14 protein-coding genes are annotated in these 15,446 nt (G+C 74.9%); 5 read left to right on the top strand and 9 right to left on the bottom strand.

The window, feature by feature from the left end; translation table 11 throughout:
• Positions 1–3: 3 nt before the first annotated feature.
• From B100_RS0118200 to B100_RS0118190, 3 genes are all read right to left on the bottom strand, one after another.
• Positions 4–1,707, bottom strand: coding sequence for an L-aspartate oxidase (locus tag B100_RS0118200; protein ID WP_024885860.1), 1,704 nt, complete (start codon positions 1,705–1,707; stop codon positions 4–6).
• A complete protein-coding gene (gene panC / locus B100_RS0118195; protein WP_024885859.1) occupies positions 1,704–2,702 on the bottom strand; it encodes a pantoate--beta-alanine ligase in 999 nt (332 codons plus the stop codon). Before panC ends, B100_RS0118200 begins: the two co-directional genes overlap by 4 nt.
• Positions 2,703–2,775: 73 nt before the next feature.
• The gene (locus B100_RS0118190; protein ID WP_024885858.1) at positions 2,776–3,723 is read right to left on the bottom strand and encodes a DUF2520 domain-containing protein; all 948 of its coding nucleotides are present in this window, start codon (positions 3,721–3,723) and stop codon (positions 2,776–2,778) included.
• 184 nt (positions 3,724–3,907) lie between these two features.
• Here B100_RS0118190 and B100_RS0118185 point away from each other — a divergent pair, with 184 nt between their 5' ends.
• Entirely contained in the window at positions 3,908–5,128 is a 1,221-nt protein-coding gene (locus B100_RS0118185) for a beta-eliminating lyase-related protein (RefSeq protein WP_037723012.1), read from the top strand.
• A gap of 124 nt (positions 5,129–5,252) precedes the next feature.
• On the opposite strand, the gene B100_RS0118180 is transcribed toward B100_RS0118185, so the two are convergent.
• Entirely contained in the window at positions 5,253–5,576 is a 324-nt protein-coding gene (locus tag B100_RS0118180) for a hypothetical protein (RefSeq protein WP_024885856.1), read from the bottom strand.
• 99 nt (positions 5,577–5,675) lie between these two features.
• Between B100_RS0118180 and B100_RS0118175 the strand changes: the two genes are divergently transcribed.
• On the top strand, positions 5,676–6,782 hold the full coding sequence (locus tag B100_RS0118175) for a DUF5937 family protein (protein ID WP_024885855.1): 1,107 nt from the start codon (positions 5,676–5,678) through the stop codon (positions 6,780–6,782).
• Positions 6,783–6,822: 40 nt separating this feature from the next.
• On the opposite strand, the gene B100_RS0118170 is transcribed toward B100_RS0118175, so the two are convergent.
• The 3 genes from B100_RS0118170 to B100_RS0118160 form a co-directional block, all read right to left on the bottom strand.
• Positions 6,823–7,443, bottom strand: coding sequence for an AAA family ATPase (locus B100_RS0118170; protein ID WP_024885854.1), 621 nt, complete (start codon positions 7,441–7,443; stop codon positions 6,823–6,825).
• A gap of 57 nt (positions 7,444–7,500) precedes the next feature.
• Positions 7,501–8,172 (bottom strand): response regulator transcription factor, encoded by a 672-nt coding sequence (locus tag B100_RS0118165; protein ID WP_024885853.1) that lies wholly within the window; start codon positions 8,170–8,172, stop codon positions 7,501–7,503.
• A gap of 74 nt (positions 8,173–8,246) precedes the next feature.
• A complete protein-coding gene (locus tag B100_RS0118160) occupies positions 8,247–9,449 on the bottom strand; it encodes a sensor histidine kinase (protein WP_024885852.1) in 1,203 nt (400 codons plus the stop codon).
• A 216-nt stretch (positions 9,450–9,665) separates the two neighbouring features.
• On the opposite strand from B100_RS0118160, the gene B100_RS0118155 reads away from it, so the two are divergent.
• A complete protein-coding gene (locus B100_RS0118155; RefSeq protein ID WP_199785261.1) occupies positions 9,666–10,682 on the top strand; it encodes an SAM-dependent methyltransferase in 1,017 nt (338 codons plus the stop codon).
• A 3-nt stretch (positions 10,683–10,685) separates the two neighbouring features.
• Here B100_RS0118155 and B100_RS0118150 read toward each other — a convergent pair whose 3' ends face one another.
• Positions 10,686–11,837 carry an NADH-quinone oxidoreductase subunit D-related protein gene (locus B100_RS0118150; RefSeq protein WP_024885850.1) on the bottom strand — a complete coding sequence of 384 codons (1,152 nt, stop codon included), beginning with the start codon at positions 11,835–11,837 and terminating at the stop codon, positions 10,686–10,688.
• 31 nt (positions 11,838–11,868) lie between these two features.
• On the opposite strand from B100_RS0118150, the gene B100_RS0118145 reads away from it, so the two are divergent.
• Together B100_RS0118145 and B100_RS0118140 are read left to right on the top strand one after the other, a co-directional pair.
• Positions 11,869–12,474: a PH domain-containing protein gene (locus B100_RS0118145; protein ID WP_024885849.1), complete on the top strand. Its 606-nt coding sequence runs from the start codon at positions 11,869–11,871 to the stop codon at positions 12,472–12,474.
• Complete coding sequence (locus B100_RS0118140; RefSeq protein ID WP_024885848.1) at positions 12,471–13,805, top strand: PH domain-containing protein; 1,335 nt, start codon at positions 12,471–12,473, stop codon at positions 13,803–13,805. The genes B100_RS0118145 and B100_RS0118140 overlap by 4 nt, the downstream gene beginning before the upstream one ends.
• Before the next feature lie 63 nt (positions 13,806–13,868).
• Here B100_RS0118140 and B100_RS0118135 read toward each other — a convergent pair whose 3' ends face one another.
• Positions 13,869–15,281 (bottom strand): hypothetical protein, encoded by a 1,413-nt coding sequence (locus B100_RS0118135; RefSeq protein ID WP_199785260.1) that lies wholly within the window; start codon positions 15,279–15,281, stop codon positions 13,869–13,871.
• Positions 15,282–15,446: the final 165 nt, after the last annotated feature.

Below are 15,446 nucleotides of genomic sequence, written 5' to 3'. Positions count from 1 at the left end.
CTGTCACTGCTCCTGGGCCTGAGGGAGGGTCGGGGGGAAGTCTGTGGTGTCGGTGGTGCGCACCGCCAGCGATCGGTCCGGATTCAGCCGTACGACGATGTGGCGGCGCCATGCGGTGTCGTCCCGCTCAGGGCGGTCATCGCGCCAGTGGCAGCCGCGGGTCTCCTCACGCAGCCGTGCGGCGGCCACCAGGACGCGGGCCACGCACAGCAGGTTGGTGGCCTCCCAGGTGTCGACGCCCGGCTCGGCGGTCTTGCCGTTCTCGTCGAGGGCGTCGCGCGCGTCGGCGTGCAGCCGGTGCAGGCGGTCGGCGGCCTCGGCCAGGGACGCCTCGGAGCGCAGCACGCCCGCACCGCGGGTCATGGTCCGCTGGATGGTGAAGCGGACCTCCGGCGGGAGCAGCGGGTGCGCGGGGCGCCCGGCGGCGGGCAGCGGCTGCGGTACGCGCGCGTGGAGGCCGGTGCGGGCGATGTCGGAGGCGATGCGCTCGGCGTAGACGAGGCCTTCGAGGAGCGAGTTGGACGCCAGCCGGTTGGCGCCGTGCACGCCGGTGCAGGCGACCTCGCCGCAGGCGTACAGGCCGGGCACGGTGGTGCGGCCGCGGGAGTCGGTGCGGACGCCGCCGGAGGCGTAGTGGGCGGCCGGGGCGACGGGCACGGGCTCGGTGACCGGGTCGATGCCGTGGGCGCGGCAGGCGGCCAGGATCGTCGGGAAGCGGCGCTCCCACATCTCGGCGCCGAAGTGGCGGGCGTCGAGGTACATGTGCTCGGCGTCGCGCTCCCGCATGCGGCGCATGATGCCCTTGGCGACGATGTCCCGGGGCGCCAGTTCCGCCAGTTCGTGCTGCCCCAGCATGAAGCGCACGCCGTCGGCGTCGACCAGGTGGGCGCCCTCACCGCGCACCGCCTCGGAGACCAGCGGCTGCTGGCCCTCCGCGTCCGGGCCGAGGAAGAGCACCGTGGGGTGGAACTGCACAAACTCCAGGTCGCTCACCTCGGCGCCCGCGCGCAGCGCGAGGGCGACGCCGTCGCCCGTGGAGACGGCCGGGTTGGTGGTGGCGGAGAACACCTGGCCCATGCCGCCGGTGGCGAGCACCACGGCGGGCGCGTGCACCGCGCCCACGCCGTCGTGCTGGCCCTCCCCCATGACGTGCAGGGTGACGCCGGCGGTGCGGCCCTCGGCGTCGGTGAGCAGGTCGAGGACGAGCGCGTTCTCGATCGTGCGCAGCCCGCGCGCGCGGACCGCCTCGACCAGGGCGCGGGAGATCTCCGCACCGGTCGCGTCGCCGCCCGCGTGGGCGATGCGACGGCGGTGGTGGCCGCCCTCGCGGGTGAGTTCCAGCCGGCCGTCGGTGGACGCGTCGAACTGCGCGCCGGTCGCGATGAGCCGCCGTACGGCGTCGGGGCCCTCGGTGACCAGGATGCGTACGGCTTCCTCGTCGCAGAGGCCGGCGCCGGCGACCAGGGTGTCGTCCAGGTGCTGCTCGGGGGTGTCGCCCTCGCCGAGGGCCGCGGCGATGCCGCCCTGCGCCCAGCGGGTGGAGCCGTCGTCGAGGCGGGCCTTGGTGACCACCACGGTCGTCAGTCCGGCCGCCTCGCAGCGGAGGGCGGCGGTGAGGCCCGCGACCCCGGAGCCGACGACCACGACGTCCGCGTCGATGGACCACCCCGGTGCGGGCGCGTGCAGTCGTATGCCTGTGCTGGTCACGAGGCGGCTCCGAGGTTTCCGAAGGTCAGGGGGATGTTGTCGATCAGCCGGGTGGCGCCGACCCGCGCGGCGACCGCGAGGACGGCCTCGCCGGTGAAGTCGTCGCCGATCTCGGTGAAGTCCGACGGGTCGACCAGCGCCAGGTAGTCCAGCGTCAGCGGCGGATCCAGGCGGGCGGCCTCGTCCAGCACCAGGCGGGCGGCGGCGCGGATCGCGGCGGGGCCGCCGGCCGTGGTGGCCACGGCGTGCGCGTCGGCCGCGGCGCGGGACTCCCCGATCGCGCTGAGCGCCTCGGCACGCTCTCGGGTGGCCGGCACCTCGCGGGCCCGGGCGCGCAGCGCCTCCTGCGCGGCGTGCCGGTCGCGGCCCGCGAACAGGGCCTGCGACAGGGCGAGCGCGGTGCGCCGCTCGGCGGGCGAGAGGTAGCGGTTGCGGCTGGACAGGGCGAGCCCGTCCTCCTCGCGGACGGTGGGCACGCCGACGATCTCGATGCCGAAGTTCAGGTCCCGCACCATGCGCCGGATCAGGGCGAGCTGCTGGGCGTCCTTCTGCCCGTACAGCGCGACGTCGGGGCGGGTGAGGTGCAGCAGCTTGGCCACGACGGTGAGCATGCCGTCGAAGTGGCCGGGGCGGGCGGCGCCCTCCAGGCGTGCGCCCATGGGTCCGGCGCCGACCCTCACCTGCGGTTCGCCGCCCGGGTAGACCTCGTCGACGGACGGGGCGAACACGGCGTCCGCGCCGGACTTCCCGGCCAGCTCGACGTCGGCGTCCAGGGTGCGCGGGTAGCGGTCCAGGTCCTCGCCGGCGCCGAACTGCAGCGGGTTGACGAAGACCGTGACGACGACCTCGCCGTCGGGACCGGCGATCTTCCGCGCGGCGCGGATCAGCGTGGCGTGGCCCTCGTGCAGCGCGCCCATGGTCATCACGACGGCACGGCGGCCGGTGCGCGCGCGGGCGTGCAGGTCGGCGGCGGTGCGCAGCAGGGTGGCGGTCATCGGGCGGCTCCGTTCCGGGACGCGCGCGGGGGCGTACGGGTGGCGTAGGCGTGAGGGGTGCGGGCGGTGCCGCTCATGTCGGGTCCCCCGGGGTCTGACCCGGGCCGGCGGCCGCGTCGGACGGGCCGGCCAGCACCCCGAGGAGGGGCTCGGCGAGCTCCGGCTTCAGCAGCCCGTGGGCGAGGGCGCGGTCGGCGGTGGCGCGAGCCATGGCCAGGTACCCGGCGACGGTCCCGGGGGCGTGCTTGCGCAGCTCGGAGACGTGCGCCGCGACCGTGCCGGCGTCACCCCGGGCGACGGGTCCGGTGAGGGCCGCGTCGCCGGAGCGCAGCGCGTTGTCCAGGGCGGCGCCGAGCAGCGGGCCGAGCATCCGGTCGGGGGCGCCGACGCCCGCGGTGCGCAGCAGCTCCATGGACTGGGCGACCAGGGTGACCAGGTGGTTGGCGCCCAGGGCGAGGGCGGCGTGGTAGAGCGGGCGGTTCTCCTCGGCGATCCACTCGGGCTCGCCGCCCATCTCGATGACCAGGGCCTCGGCCGCCAGCCGCAGCTCGTCGGGCGCGGTGACGCCGAAGGAGCAGCCGGCGAGCCGCTGCACGTCGACGGGGGTGCCGGTGAACGTCATCGCCGGGTGCAGGGCGAGCGGCAGCGCGCCGGCCCGCAGGGCGGGGTCGAGGACTTTGGCGCCGTAACGCCCCGAGGTGTGCACGAGGAGCTGGCCGGGGCGCACGGCGCCGGTGTCGGCGAGCCCGGTGACCAGCTCGGGCAGGGCGTCGTCGGGGACGGTCAGCAGCACCAGCTCGGACCGCTCAAGCACCTCGGCTGGCGGCACCACCGGCACGTCCGGCAGCATCTCCTCGGCGCGCCTGCGGGAGGTGTCGGAGACGGCGGAGACGGCCACCGGGCGGTGCCCGGCCAGCTGGAGGGACGCGGCCAGGGCGGGACCCACGCGTCCGGCGCCTACGACGCCGACGGTGAGCCGCGCGGGACGGTCCCGGGGATCGGGCTGTGGGGTTGTGTTCACGCGACGGTGGCCTTCCCGTTCCAGTCCGCTCGGGGTACCGGACGATTTCTCGTCATGTTAACGCGATCGGTTCCGGCGGCGACCGGTTGTCCACAGGCTGTGGGCCACCGCACGCGCGCATCCGCCCCGCGCGCGTACCGCCTTGGTGGTGACCGCGCGGAGCGGGCGCGGGAAGATCACGGGCATGACTGACACGGCGCACGGCACGGACGGCACCACGGGAGCGCGGGACGACGGGAGCCCCGGCCCGCACGCGGAGGAGGCGCCCCCGCCCACCCCGCGTGAACGGCGCATCGCGGCCTGGCGGAACGCCCCGCGGGTGCTCGCGCGCCTCGGCTTCCTCGCCCCGCTCCGGGAGCGGATGGCACTGCTGGACGCCGCGGGTGAGGTGTACGACCTCGACGAGACCTCCGACCTGTACGGCAACGGAGTGGTCGAGGCCCTCGAACAGCGCGTGGCCGGGCTGCTCGGCACGGAGGCGGCCGCCTTCTTCCCGACCGGCACGATGGCCCAGCAGGTCGTCCTGCGCTGCTGGGCCGGCCGCACCGGGAACCCGGCGGTCGCGCTGCACCCGCTGAGCCACCCGGAGGTGTACGAGCGGAACGCGTTCAGCCAGGTCAGCGGCCTGCGCCCGGTGCGGTTCGCGAACGAGCCCCGGCAGCCCACCGCGGAGGAGGTCCGCGGACTCGACGAACCCTTCGGCGCGCTGATGCTGGAGCTGCCGCTGCGGGACGCCGGGTTCGTGCTGCCCACCTGGGACGAACTGACCGAGCTGGCGGACGCCGCCCGGGAACGCGACGCGATCGTGCACCTCGACGGCGCCCGGCTGTGGGAGTGCACCGAGCACTTCGGCAGGTCGCTGGAGGAGATCGCGGGCCTCGCGGACAGCGTCTACGTGTCCTTCTACAAGTCCCTCGACGCGTTCGGCGGCGCGGCCCTCGCCGGACCGGCCGGCCTGATCGAGGAGGCGAAGGCCTGGCGGCACCGGTACGGGGGCGCGGTGTTCCAGCAGTTCCCGACCGCGTTGTCCGCGCTGATCGGCCTGGACCGGGAACTGCCCCGGCTGCCCGAGTACGTCCGCCACGCGCGCGTGGTGGCCGCCGCCCTGCGCGAGGGCCTGGAGGCAGGGGGGCTGCCCTGGTTCCGCATCCACCCCGAGGTTCCGCACACCCATGACTTCCAGCTGTGGCTGCCGTACGAGACCGAGCTGGTGGCGGAGACGGCGATCCGGGCGGGCGAGGAGACGGGCGGCATGCTGTTCGCCAACCACTGGGACCCGAAGGGCCCGGGGCTGACGTCCACCGAGGTCTACGTCCGCGCCGCGGCCCTGGAGTGGACGGCCGACGACATACGCGAGGCGGCCACGGACTTCGCCCGCCGCCTGACCGCCACGGGCCCGGCGTAGGCCGCGCCGGGGGCGGATCGCACGGCCCGGACCGCCGGTCGGGGCCGCCCGGACCCGCACCGGTCCGGCCACCTCGCCGCCCGGACGACCCCGGGGTGGCCGCCCCGCCGCCCCACCGTCCCGCTCAGGCCGTCCCGGCCGGGCGGCACGCCGGCCCGGACGCCGGGCGGCACGCCGGCCCGGGGGCCGGGCGGGGAGTCGGTCCGGAGGACGGACTGGAGGACGGGACGGAGTGGCGTGGGAGCAGGTGGGTCAGGGCGCGGCGGAGCCGGTGTGCCGTGCGGGTGCCGGGGTCGCCGCGGTTGGCGCGGGCCGCGCGGAGGCGGTGCGCTTCGCCGCCCAGTTCGCGGACGGCCTGCCAGTCCTCGAGGCCCGGTGCGGGCGGGGCCGGCACGCCCAGCCGGGAGGCACGGTAGGTGTCGAGGACGTACTGCTGCGTGAGGCTCATGCCGTCCACGCTGCGCCTCCCCGGCCGCCGCGTCTCCTCGATTGACGGGGCCCGTCAATCGGGGTCCGCGGTGTCGGTGGCCCGGTGCACCATGTGGTCATGGGCGTGCACATCGACATCACGGGGCTGCGGCCGGAGAGAACCGCCGTCGTGCTCTCTCCGCTGGCCGAGCTGGGCATGGCACTGCACGCGCTGTCCGAGCCGGCGCACCATCCGGGGCTGCAGGCCTGGGTGACCGGGGTGACCGCGCGGCTCGACCCGCACCTGGCGGACCGCATGTGCGAGGCGGACTTCCTGTGGCGGACGACGTTCTCCGACCTGTTCCTGCCGTGCGCCGGGGTACCGGGCAGGACGACGCTGCCCGGCGCCACACTCGCCGAGGAGCTGGACCTGCTGGACAAGCTGTCGGACGAGCAGTTCGTGGACGCGTCCCTGGAGTTCACCTGCGCCCTCCCCTACGACGTGCCGGGGGGCGGCCCGCTCGTCGACGACGGTCTGCGCCGCCGCGCGCTGGAGCTGGCCGCCGCGCGCGGGCCGAGCCAGGTGCTGTTCACCGAGCGGCTGCTGGCCGACCCGCCGCGGATCAGGGACTGGCTGCGGCAGTTCCTGCACGACTGCGACGAGGCGTTCTTCGCGGAGACGTGGTCCCGGCTGCGGCACCAGCTCGCCGCGGACGCCCGCCTCAAGACGGACCTGCTGCGGCACAAGGGGCTGGGCGAGGCGCTGACGTCGGTGTCGTCCGCGGTGACGCTGGACGCGGCGGCCGCCCGGATCACCGTCGACAAGCTGGGCGACGGCCGCACCGCGACTCGTGACGGCGGGCTGCTGCTGATCCCCACCAGCCTCGGCTGGCCCCATCTGATGGTGCTGCACCGCCACAACTGGCAGCCGGTGCTGCACTATCCCGTCGGCTCACCGGAGCTGGCCGCGCCGCCGAGCGTCGACCAGCTGAGCCTGCGGATGACCGCGCTGTCCCATCCGGTGCGCATGCGGATGTGCCGCAACCTCGCCCGCGGCGCGTTCACCACGAGCGAGCTGGCACAGGTGCACGGCATGACCGCGCCGGAGATATCCCGGCACCTGGCCGTGCTGAAGAAGGCGGGGCTGATCACCACCCGCCGCCGCGGCCGGTACGTCCTCCACCAGCTGGACGTGACCGTCGTGGCCCGCCTCGGCAGCGACTTCCTGGAGAGCATCCTCCGCTGAGGCACTTCCCCAGGCCGTGCACGGGGGCGTACGCCCGCCGTCAGCCCAGGCGGATGTGCCGGACGCCCACGCCCACCTGACGGAGGCGGGTGCGCAGCCGGCCCTCGTGGTTGGGGCGCAGGGTGAGGCCGGCGAGGACGGCGATGCGGTCCGCCGTCCTCGGCACCGTGGTGTGGTCGGTCCACAGGTGCTCGCCGAACTCCGGCTCGGCGAGCCGCTCCAGGCAGTGGTCGAGCCGCTCGACGGCCCAGCTCTCCCGGCGCAGGCTCCGGGCGCCGCCCAGCAGGTGCCCGAGGCCCCGCTCCCGCAGCCGCCGCAGCACCGTCTCCCGCTCGGCGAGGAGCGTGAAGTGCCGTACGTCGTGGCCCAGTTCGCGCAGCCGGCCCACGGTCTCGGCGAAGTGGCCGGGACCGGTGACGGTCATGGGGGCGATCACCACGCCCTCGCGCCGGGTGAGGGTGAGGTCGAGGACCTCGACGACCCCGTGCCGCCAGGCCTTCAGATCCTGGAAGTCGCCGCGCAGTTCGGGCGGCAGCATGCGGTGCAGGCCGAAGCCGGGCTGCTCCGGGTCGCAGACGACGCTGCCGGGCAGGCGGCGCCGTATCTCGTGTGCGGTCTGTGTCTTGCCGCCCCCGAAGGGGCCGTTGATCCACAGGAGCATGCGCGGCACCCTACCGGCGGGCGGGACTCAGGGCCTTCCGTTCGGATCAGGCCGGGCTCAGCCGTGGCCGCCGGCCCGCACCAGACCCGTCTCGTAGGCGAGGACGACCACCTGCACCCGGTCCCGCAGCCCCAGCTTGGTGAGGATGCGGCCCACGTGCGTCTTCACGGTCGCCTCGGACAGCACCAGCCGGGCCGCGATCTCCCCGTTGGACAGGCCCTGGGCGACCAGCACCATCACCTCGCGCTCGCGCTCGGTGAGCCGCTCCAGCTCCTTGTGCTCGGGCTGCCTGCCGGTGCTGGGCAGCATCGGCGCGAACCGGTCCAGGAGCCGTCGGGTGGTGGACGGGGCGACCACCGCGTCGCCGCTGTGCACCGCGCGGATCGCGCTCAGCAGCTCACCGGGCGGCACGTCCTTGAGCATGAAGCCGGACGCTCCCGCCTTCAGCCCCGAGAACGCGTACTCGTCGAGGTCGAAGGTGGTCAGGATGAGCACCTTCGGCGGGTCGGTGTCCGCGCAGATCCTGCGGGTGGCCTCCACCCCGTCGAGCTTGGGCATGCGGACGTCCATCAGCACCACGTCGACGGCCGTGGACCGCAGCACCTCCAGGGCCTCCACGCCGTTGCCCGCCTCCGCCACGACCTCCATGTCCGGCTGGGCGGCGAGCACCATCCGGAACCCGGTGCGCAGCAGCACCTGGTCGTCGACGAGCATCACGCGGATCGTCATCGTGGTCTCTTCCGTTCGGTCGTCGGGTCGCCGCAGGGGGCGTGACAGGTGTCAACAGGGGGCGTGCGGTTGCGTCAATGCGCGGGTTTGAGCGGCAGCAGCACACTGATGCGGAATCCTCCGCCCGGCCGCGGCCCGGCGTCCAGCGTTCCGCCGACCATGCCGACCCGCTCGCGCATGCCGATCAGTCCGTGTCCCTGTCCGTCGAGCCCGCCCTCCTCGTACAGCTCGTGCGGGGCGCCCTTGCCGTCGTCCTCCACGAGCAGGCCGAGCCCGTCGTCGAAGTACACCAGCCGCACGCTCGCGCCCGCGTCGGGCCCGCCGTGCTTGCGGGTGTTGGTCAGGGCCTCCTGCACGATGCGGTACGCGGTCAGCTCGACCCCGCTGGGCAGCTCGCGCGAGGTGCCCTCGATCCTGAAGTCCACGGGCAGCCCGGACTCCCGGCACTGCTCGACGAGGTCCTCGATCTGCTGCAGCCCCGGCTGCGGGACGTACTCCCCCGCCTCCTGGTGCTCGCCGGTGCGCAGCACACCCAGCAGGCGGCGCATCTCGGCGAGGGCCTGCCGGCCGGTGGTGGAGATGGTCTCCAGGGCGTTCTTGGCCTGGTCGGGCGCCGCGTCGAGGACGTAGGCGGCGCCGTCGGCCTGCACCACCATCACCGACACGTTGTGCGCGACCACGTCGTGGAGCTCGCGGGCTATGCGGGCGCGTTCGGCGGCGACCGCGACCTTGGCCTGCGCCTCGCGCTCCTTCTCCAGCCGGGCCGCGCGCTCCTCCAGCTGCGCGAAGTACGCGCGGCGGGTGCGGATGGAGTCGCCCAGCACCCACGCCAGGGCGAACGGCACGGCCTGGAAGACCGTGATGGCGATGTTGCCGGCGGTCCCCGTGTCCTCGCTGGGCCAGCGCAGCGTCGCGAACGGGGCCGCGCACAGGCCCGCGGTCAGCGCGAGGCGGGAGGCCCAGCGGGCACCGGTCGCCGCGACCGTGTAGACGATCACCAACAGGGCGAAGTCGGCGGGCAGCGGGGCCACGTCGGCGGCGAGCTGTCCCAGGCCGACCGCCACGGCGAGGACCAGCATCCGCTCCGGCATCCGGCGGCGCAGCGCCACCACCAGGGACAGGAACAGGACGACCGGGACGACGAGGGCCGCCCGGTCGGTGCCCCTGGACGCCCCCGTGGCCGCTCCGCCGACCACCGAGATCCCGAAGAGGATCACGGCCCAGAAGCCGTCGACCCACGTCGGGTGCCTGCGGAGGAAGTCATAGAGGCGCTGCACGTAACCCAGCGTAGGGAAGCGAACTGCGTGCAGGGGTCAACCGGAGGGCCGATCCCCGCCCGGTACGTGTACTCCGCAAGGTGGAGGCCGCACCGGTGCGCGCACCTGATCCGGGCCGCCGCGCGGACGTGATCCGGGCCGCCGCGCGGACGTGATCCGGGCCGCCGCGCGCACGTAATCTGGGCCGGTGACGACGGCGGCGACGGGCGCGGGGAAGTGGTGACGGCGGGGACGGCACGGGACGGCTTCCGCGGCTGGCGGGAGGCGGCCGAGGAGGCGCTGTACGGCCCGGACGGCTTCTACCGCCGCCCCGGCGGAGCGGGTCCGGCCGGACACTTCCGTACCTCCGTGCACGCGTCGCCGCTGTTCGCCGGGGCCGTGGCACGGCTGCTGTGCCGGGTCGACGCCGCGCTGGGACGCCCGCCGGCGCTCGACTTCGTGGACATGGCCGCCGGCCGGGGCGAACTGGTCACCGGCGTCCTGAGCGCCCTCCCCGCCGACGTGGCGGACCGGGTGCGCCCGTACGCCGTCGAGCTGGCCGGGCGTCCGCAGGGGCTCGACGGGCGGGTCGCGTGGCGGGCCACGCCGCCGGAGCGGGTCACGGGCCTGCTGTTCGCCAACGAGTGGCTGGACAACGTGCCCGTGGACGTCGCCGAGGTGGACGCCTCCGGCGTCCCCCGGCGGGTGCTGGTGCGGGCGGACGGCACCGAGCGGCTCGGGGAACCCCTCACCGGGCCGGAGGCCACGTGGCTGGCCCGGTGGTGGCCGCTGCCCGCCGAGGAGGGGCTGCGCGCGGAGATCGGACTGCCGCGGGACGAGGCCTGGGCGGCGGCCGTCGGCGCCCTGGCGCGCGGGCTGGCCGTCGCCGTGGACTACGCGCACACGGCCGGCGCGCGGCCCCCGTTCGGCACGCTGACCGCGTTCCGGGAGGGACGGGAGACGGCACCGGTGCCGGACGGCTCCCGCGATCTCACGGCGCACGTCGCGCTGGACGCGTGCGCCGCCGCCCCCGCCCTGCCGGGCGCGCGCCTGCTGACGCAGCGGGACGCCCTGCGCACGCTCGGCGTGAGCGGCGGGCGTCCCCCGCTGTCCCTGGCGAGCACCGACCCGGCCGGCTACGTCCGCGCCCTCGCCGCCGCCGGGGAGGCCGCCGAACTCACCGCGGCGGGCGGCCTCGGGGACTTCGGCTGGCTGGCGCAGCCGGTGGGGACCGGGGACGTCCTCACCGGGTGACGGCTACTTGTCGATGTCGCCGACGACGAAGAAGAGCGACCCGAGGATCGCCACCATGTCCGCGACCAGGGTGCCCGGCAGCAGCTCGGTGAGCGCCTGGATGTTGTTGTACGACGCCGAGCGCAGCTTCAGCCGGTACGGCGTCTTCTCGCCCTTGCTGACCAGGTAGTAGCCGTTGATGCCGAGCGGGTTCTCGGTCCACGCGTACGTGTGGCCCTCCGGGGCCTTGAGGACCTTCGGGAGCCGCTGGTTCACCGGGCCGGGCGGCAGCTCCGCCAGCCGGTCGAGGCAGGCGTCGGCGAGGTCCAGGGCGTTGTGTGTCTGCTCCAGCAGGCACTCGAAGCGGGCGAGGCAGTCGCCCTCCTCGCGGGTGACCACCTTCAGGACGTCACCCAGCTCGCCGTACGCCAGGTACGGCTCGTCGCGGCGCAGGTCGAAGTCGACGCCCGAGGCGCGCCCGATCGGCCCGCTCACCCCGTACGCGTGCACGGCCTCGGCGGACAGCACGCCGACGCCCCGGGTGCGGCCCCGGAAGATCTCGTTGCCGAGCACCAGGTCGTCGAAGCGGTCGATGCGGGAGCGCACGCCGGCGACGGCGCCGCGCGCCCGGGACGTCCAGCCCGCCGGAAGGTCCTCCTTGAGGCCGCCCACGCGGTTGAACATGTAGTGCATGCGCCCGCCGGAGACCTCCTCCATGACGTGCTGGAGCTCCTCGCGCTCGGTGAAGGCGTAGAAGATCGGGGTGATGCCGCCGAGCTCCAGCGGATAGGAGCCGAGGAACATCAGGTGGTTGAGCACCCGGTTCAGCTCGGCGAGCAGCGTGCGCAGCCACACCGCGCGCTCGGGAACCTCCATGCCGAGCATCCGCTCCACGGCGAGGACCACGCCCAGCTCGTTGGAGAACGCCGACAGCCAGTCGTGACGGTTGGCCAGCATGATGATCTGGCGGTAGTCGCGGGCCTCGAACAGCTTCTCCGCGCCCCGGTGCATGTAGCCGATCACGGGCTCCGCGCGGACGATCCGCTCGCCGTCCAGCACCAGCTTCAGCCGCAGCACGCCGTGCGTCGACGGGTGCTGCGGGCCGATGTTGAGCACCATGTCGGTGCTCTCCGCCGCGCCGCCGATTCCGACCATGGTCTCCGTCGTAGGAGTCATGCACACAGTCTGTCCTACGTACGCTGGCTCCATGGAGACGGGGAGCCCGCACGACACGGGGACAGCGGACGTACCGGAGGCGGCGGCGCCGGACACGGCACACGCGCCGGCCGTACCGGATGCCGGTGCGGCGGATGCGGCCGAAGCGGTGGCGGAGCCGGATGCCGGTGCGGCGGAGCCGGTGTGGCGTGCGCTGCCGCCCGGGCTGCTGAAGATGCGACGGCTGCTGCTGGTGGTGTGGCTGGGCCTGCTGGCGCTGGCCACCGCGCTGGTGCCGGGCCTGCTGGCCGGGCCCGGCTGGGCCGCCTTCGCGGTGCTGCCGCTGGCCGTGCTCGTCTGGGGCTGGGTGATGCTGGAGCGCAACTGGCGCTCCTGGCGGTACGCCGAGCGCTGCGACGACCTGCTGATCAGCCGCGGTGTCCTCTGGCGCGAGGAGACAATCGTGCCGTACGGGCGGATGCAGCTGGTGGAGGTCACCTCCGGACCCGTCGAGCGGTACTTCGGGCTGGCCAGCGTGCAGCTGCACACGGCCGCCGCGGCCACCGACGCCACCATCCCCGGCCTCGACCCGGCCGAGGCGGAACGGCTGCGCGACCGGCTCACCGAGCTGGGCGAGGCCCGGTCGGCGGGGCTGTGACGACGTCCGGCGTCCGGAAGGACGTACGCGACCGGCCGCCCGTGACCGAGAGGCGGCTGCACCCGGTCACGCCGCTGCGGCGGGCATGGGCGCCCGTGGCCGTGCTGATGGGCTGGGTGGTGCACGACCTCGACGGGGCGCAGCGCCAGCTCACCCGGCTGACCACCACCACGCTGCTCATCGGGCTCGCTGTGCTCATCCCCGCCGCCGCCCTCTACGGGTTCCTGAGCTGGTGGTTCACCCACTTCGCGGTGACCGACGGCGAACTGCGGGTGCGGACCGGGCTGCTGTTCCGGCGCACCGCGCACATCCGGCTGGAGCGTATCCAGGCCATCGACGTCACTCAGCCGCTGCTGGCGCGGGTCGCGGGCGTGGCGAAGCTGAAACTCGACGTCATAGGCACCGACAAGAAGGACGAGCTCGCCTTCCTCGGGGCCGGCGAGGCGCGGGCGCTGCGCGCGGAACTGCTGGCGCGGGCCGCCGGGTTCGCCCCGGAGACCGCACACGAGGTGGGCGAGGCGCCTTCCCAGCAGATGCTGCGGGTGCCGCCGGGCGTCCTCGCCGTCTCGCTGCTGCTGACCGGCGCGACCTGGGTCTGGCTACTGGTCGCCGCGGTGGCGCTGCCGCTGCTGTGGACGGCCACCCACAGCCTGTGGACGGTGCTCGCGGCGGGCGTGCCGATGCTCGGCGCGGCGGGCGCGAGCAGCGTGGGGCGCTTCGTCGCCGAGTACGACTGGACGCTGGGCGAGTCGCCCGACGGCCTCCGGATCGACCACGGGCTGCTGGACCGGGCGCACGAGACGGTCCCACCGGGCCGCGTGCAGACCGTCCGGCTGGTCGAGCCGCTGCTGTGGCGGAGGCGCGGCTGGGTGCGCGTGGAACTCGACGTGGCCGGCTCGTCCAATTCCCTGCTGCTCCCGGTGGCGCCGCGCGAGATCGCCGAGTCGGTCGTCGCGCGCGTGCTGCCCGGGGTGACCGTCCCGCCGCCCGAGGCACTCGTCCGCCCGCCGCGACGCGCGCGCTGGTGCGTGCCGGTGTGGTGGCGGGGCTACGGACTCGCCGTCACCGACGCGGTGTTCGCCGCCCGGCGCGGGCTGCTGCGGCGCAGCCTGTCGCTGGTGCCGCACGCGAAGGTGCAGAGCGTCCGGCTGGTCCAGGGCCCGTGGCAGCGGGCCCGCGGGCTCGCCGACGTCCATGTGGACACCGGCGCCAACAGCACCGTCGCGGCCCGCCTGCGGCCCGCCGACGAGGCCGCCGTGCTGCTGCGCGCGCAGGCGGAACGATCCCGCACCGGCCGCAGGGACGCCCTTCCGGACCGCTGGATGGCCTGACCGGCCCGGACACGCGAACGGGGCCCCGCGTGTGCGGGGCCCCGTCGACGGTCGCGGGCGCGTTCAGGAGACCGCGCTGCGCAGACCCTGGACGTCGATGTGCTCGGTCTCGTCGTGGGCCGTCAGGTCGATGACCTGGCCGACACCGCGCGCCTCCTCGGCGGCCGGCTTGTACCGCGCCTCGGCCTCCGCCTTGTGCAGTGCGAGCGCCTCCTGGCCGACCACGTCGGCGAGGTCCTCGTTCTGCACGGCGTCCAGGGCGGAGCGCTCCGTCTCCTGCTTCGTGCCGAAGAAGTCGAAGCCGCCCCCCGTCACGGGCCGCCGCACGGGCGCCGTCGGCGGGACGACCGCGACGGCGGTCGGCACGGTGAAGTGCCCGGACGGCTGCCGCACGGCCGAACTCGCGGGCGTGGCAGGTGCGGTGGGGGCGGCCGCGCGCTCATGGTCGCCGGCCGCCCGGGGCCGCCCCCCGGCCTCGTCCTCCTGCGCCGGATCCGGCCGGGGCCGCTTCGTGGGCTCGGGACCGTCGTCCTCAGGCGTGCCGCCGCCCTTGGGGGCGGTGTCGGTCCTGGGGGCGTCGCCCCGCTGCGGGGTGTCCCCGGAAGTGGGCCGGGCGGCGGGAGCGCCCGGGGCGCTCTCCTTCCGCGCGGCCGGTACGGCGGCCGCGGGGGCGGCCTGCTCCGTCGCGCCGGTGTCGGTCGCCGTGGTGTCCGCCGCGCCCGTGTCCGTCGCGCCCGTGTCCGTCGCGTCGTCGCGGCCGGCGTCCGGGGCCTTCGCACCCTCGGGCCCCGGCTTCCCGGCGAACCGCGCCAGGGCCGCGTCGGCCCGCAGGTACAGCTTCGACCCCTCCGGGGAGAAGACGCCGGAGGTCTCCGTGTCCTGCCCGTCCTTCGGCTCGTCGGCGTCCGCCACGGTGTCCGCCGCGCTCTCCGCCACCGCGGGTGCCGTCGGCTCCGGTGCCTCCCCGGGCTCCGCCGCGGGCGCCGACGAGGTCCCCGCCGGCAGCGCGCGCGCCGGGACGGTGGCCTCTATCTCGAGCACCCGGCGTTCCTCGAGGACGCTCGCCCGGTCCACCTCGGCCGCCGCGTACCGGCGCAGCAGCGAGGCGTGCTCGTTGCGCAGTCCGGCGAGTTCCGCGCGCTTGGCGCGCAGCCGCTGCTCCAGCTTCATCCGCAGCTCACGCGACTCCTCGAGGTCGGACTCGAGTTCGGCGACCCGTTCCTCGAATCGCCACTCGTCGCTCGCCCGCGCGCGCGTCAGATCGGCGACGCGTTTGCCCGCCTGGGCGTCCCAGTGACGCATCACGACGGCACCCACGATCGCCGTGACCGCGGCGGCCGCGGCCAGGAGACGAAGCACCACCGGTTGTGTGAACACCCAGGGCCCCAGGGCGCAGACGACGGAGACGCCTGCGATCGCCGACGGGGGCAGCATCCTGTGCAGAGGCGGGGAATGACGGTGACGTCCACGTGGCATGGCCAGAAACTTACCGCGCGTAGGCGAATGATGGTGCCCCGCCCCGCAAAAAGAAAGCGAGTTGAGGCGTTTCACAGCCCAACGGCGAACCGGGGCAGCCGTGAATAGCGGCACCTTGCAATTTCATCAAGATCATTTCCGAGCCGGATCGCGGCACAACTCCCC

The sequence above is a fragment of the Streptomyces sp. CNH189 genome, assembly GCF_000527195.1.
This window is presented reverse-complemented; position numbering and strand designations above follow the sequence as displayed.

Coding starts and splice junctions, on each gene's coding strand:
- panC (WP_024885859.1), bottom strand. CDS start 2,702: ATGACCGCCACCCTGCTGCGCACCGCCGCCGACCTGCACGCCCGCGCG.
- B100_RS0118185 (WP_037723012.1), top strand. CDS start 3,908: ATGACTGACACGGCGCACGGCACGGACGGCACCACGGGAGCGCGGGAC.
- B100_RS0118180 (WP_024885856.1), bottom strand. CDS start 5,576: ATGAGCCTCACGCAGCAGTACGTCCTCGACACCTACCGTGCCTCCCGG.
- B100_RS0118175 (WP_024885855.1), top strand. CDS start 5,676: ATGGGCGTGCACATCGACATCACGGGGCTGCGGCCGGAGAGAACCGCC.
- B100_RS0118170 (WP_024885854.1), bottom strand. CDS start 7,443: ATGCTCCTGTGGATCAACGGCCCCTTCGGGGGCGGCAAGACACAGACC.
- B100_RS0118165 (WP_024885853.1), bottom strand. CDS start 8,172: ATGACGATCCGCGTGATGCTCGTCGACGACCAGGTGCTGCTGCGCACC.
- B100_RS0118150 (WP_024885850.1), bottom strand. CDS start 11,837: ATGACTCCTACGACGGAGACCATGGTCGGAATCGGCGGCGCGGCGGAG.
- B100_RS0118145 (WP_024885849.1), top strand. CDS start 11,869: ATGGAGACGGGGAGCCCGCACGACACGGGGACAGCGGACGTACCGGAG.
- B100_RS0118135 (WP_199785260.1), bottom strand. CDS start 15,281: ATGCCACGTGGACGTCACCGTCATTCCCCGCCTCTGCACAGGATGCTG.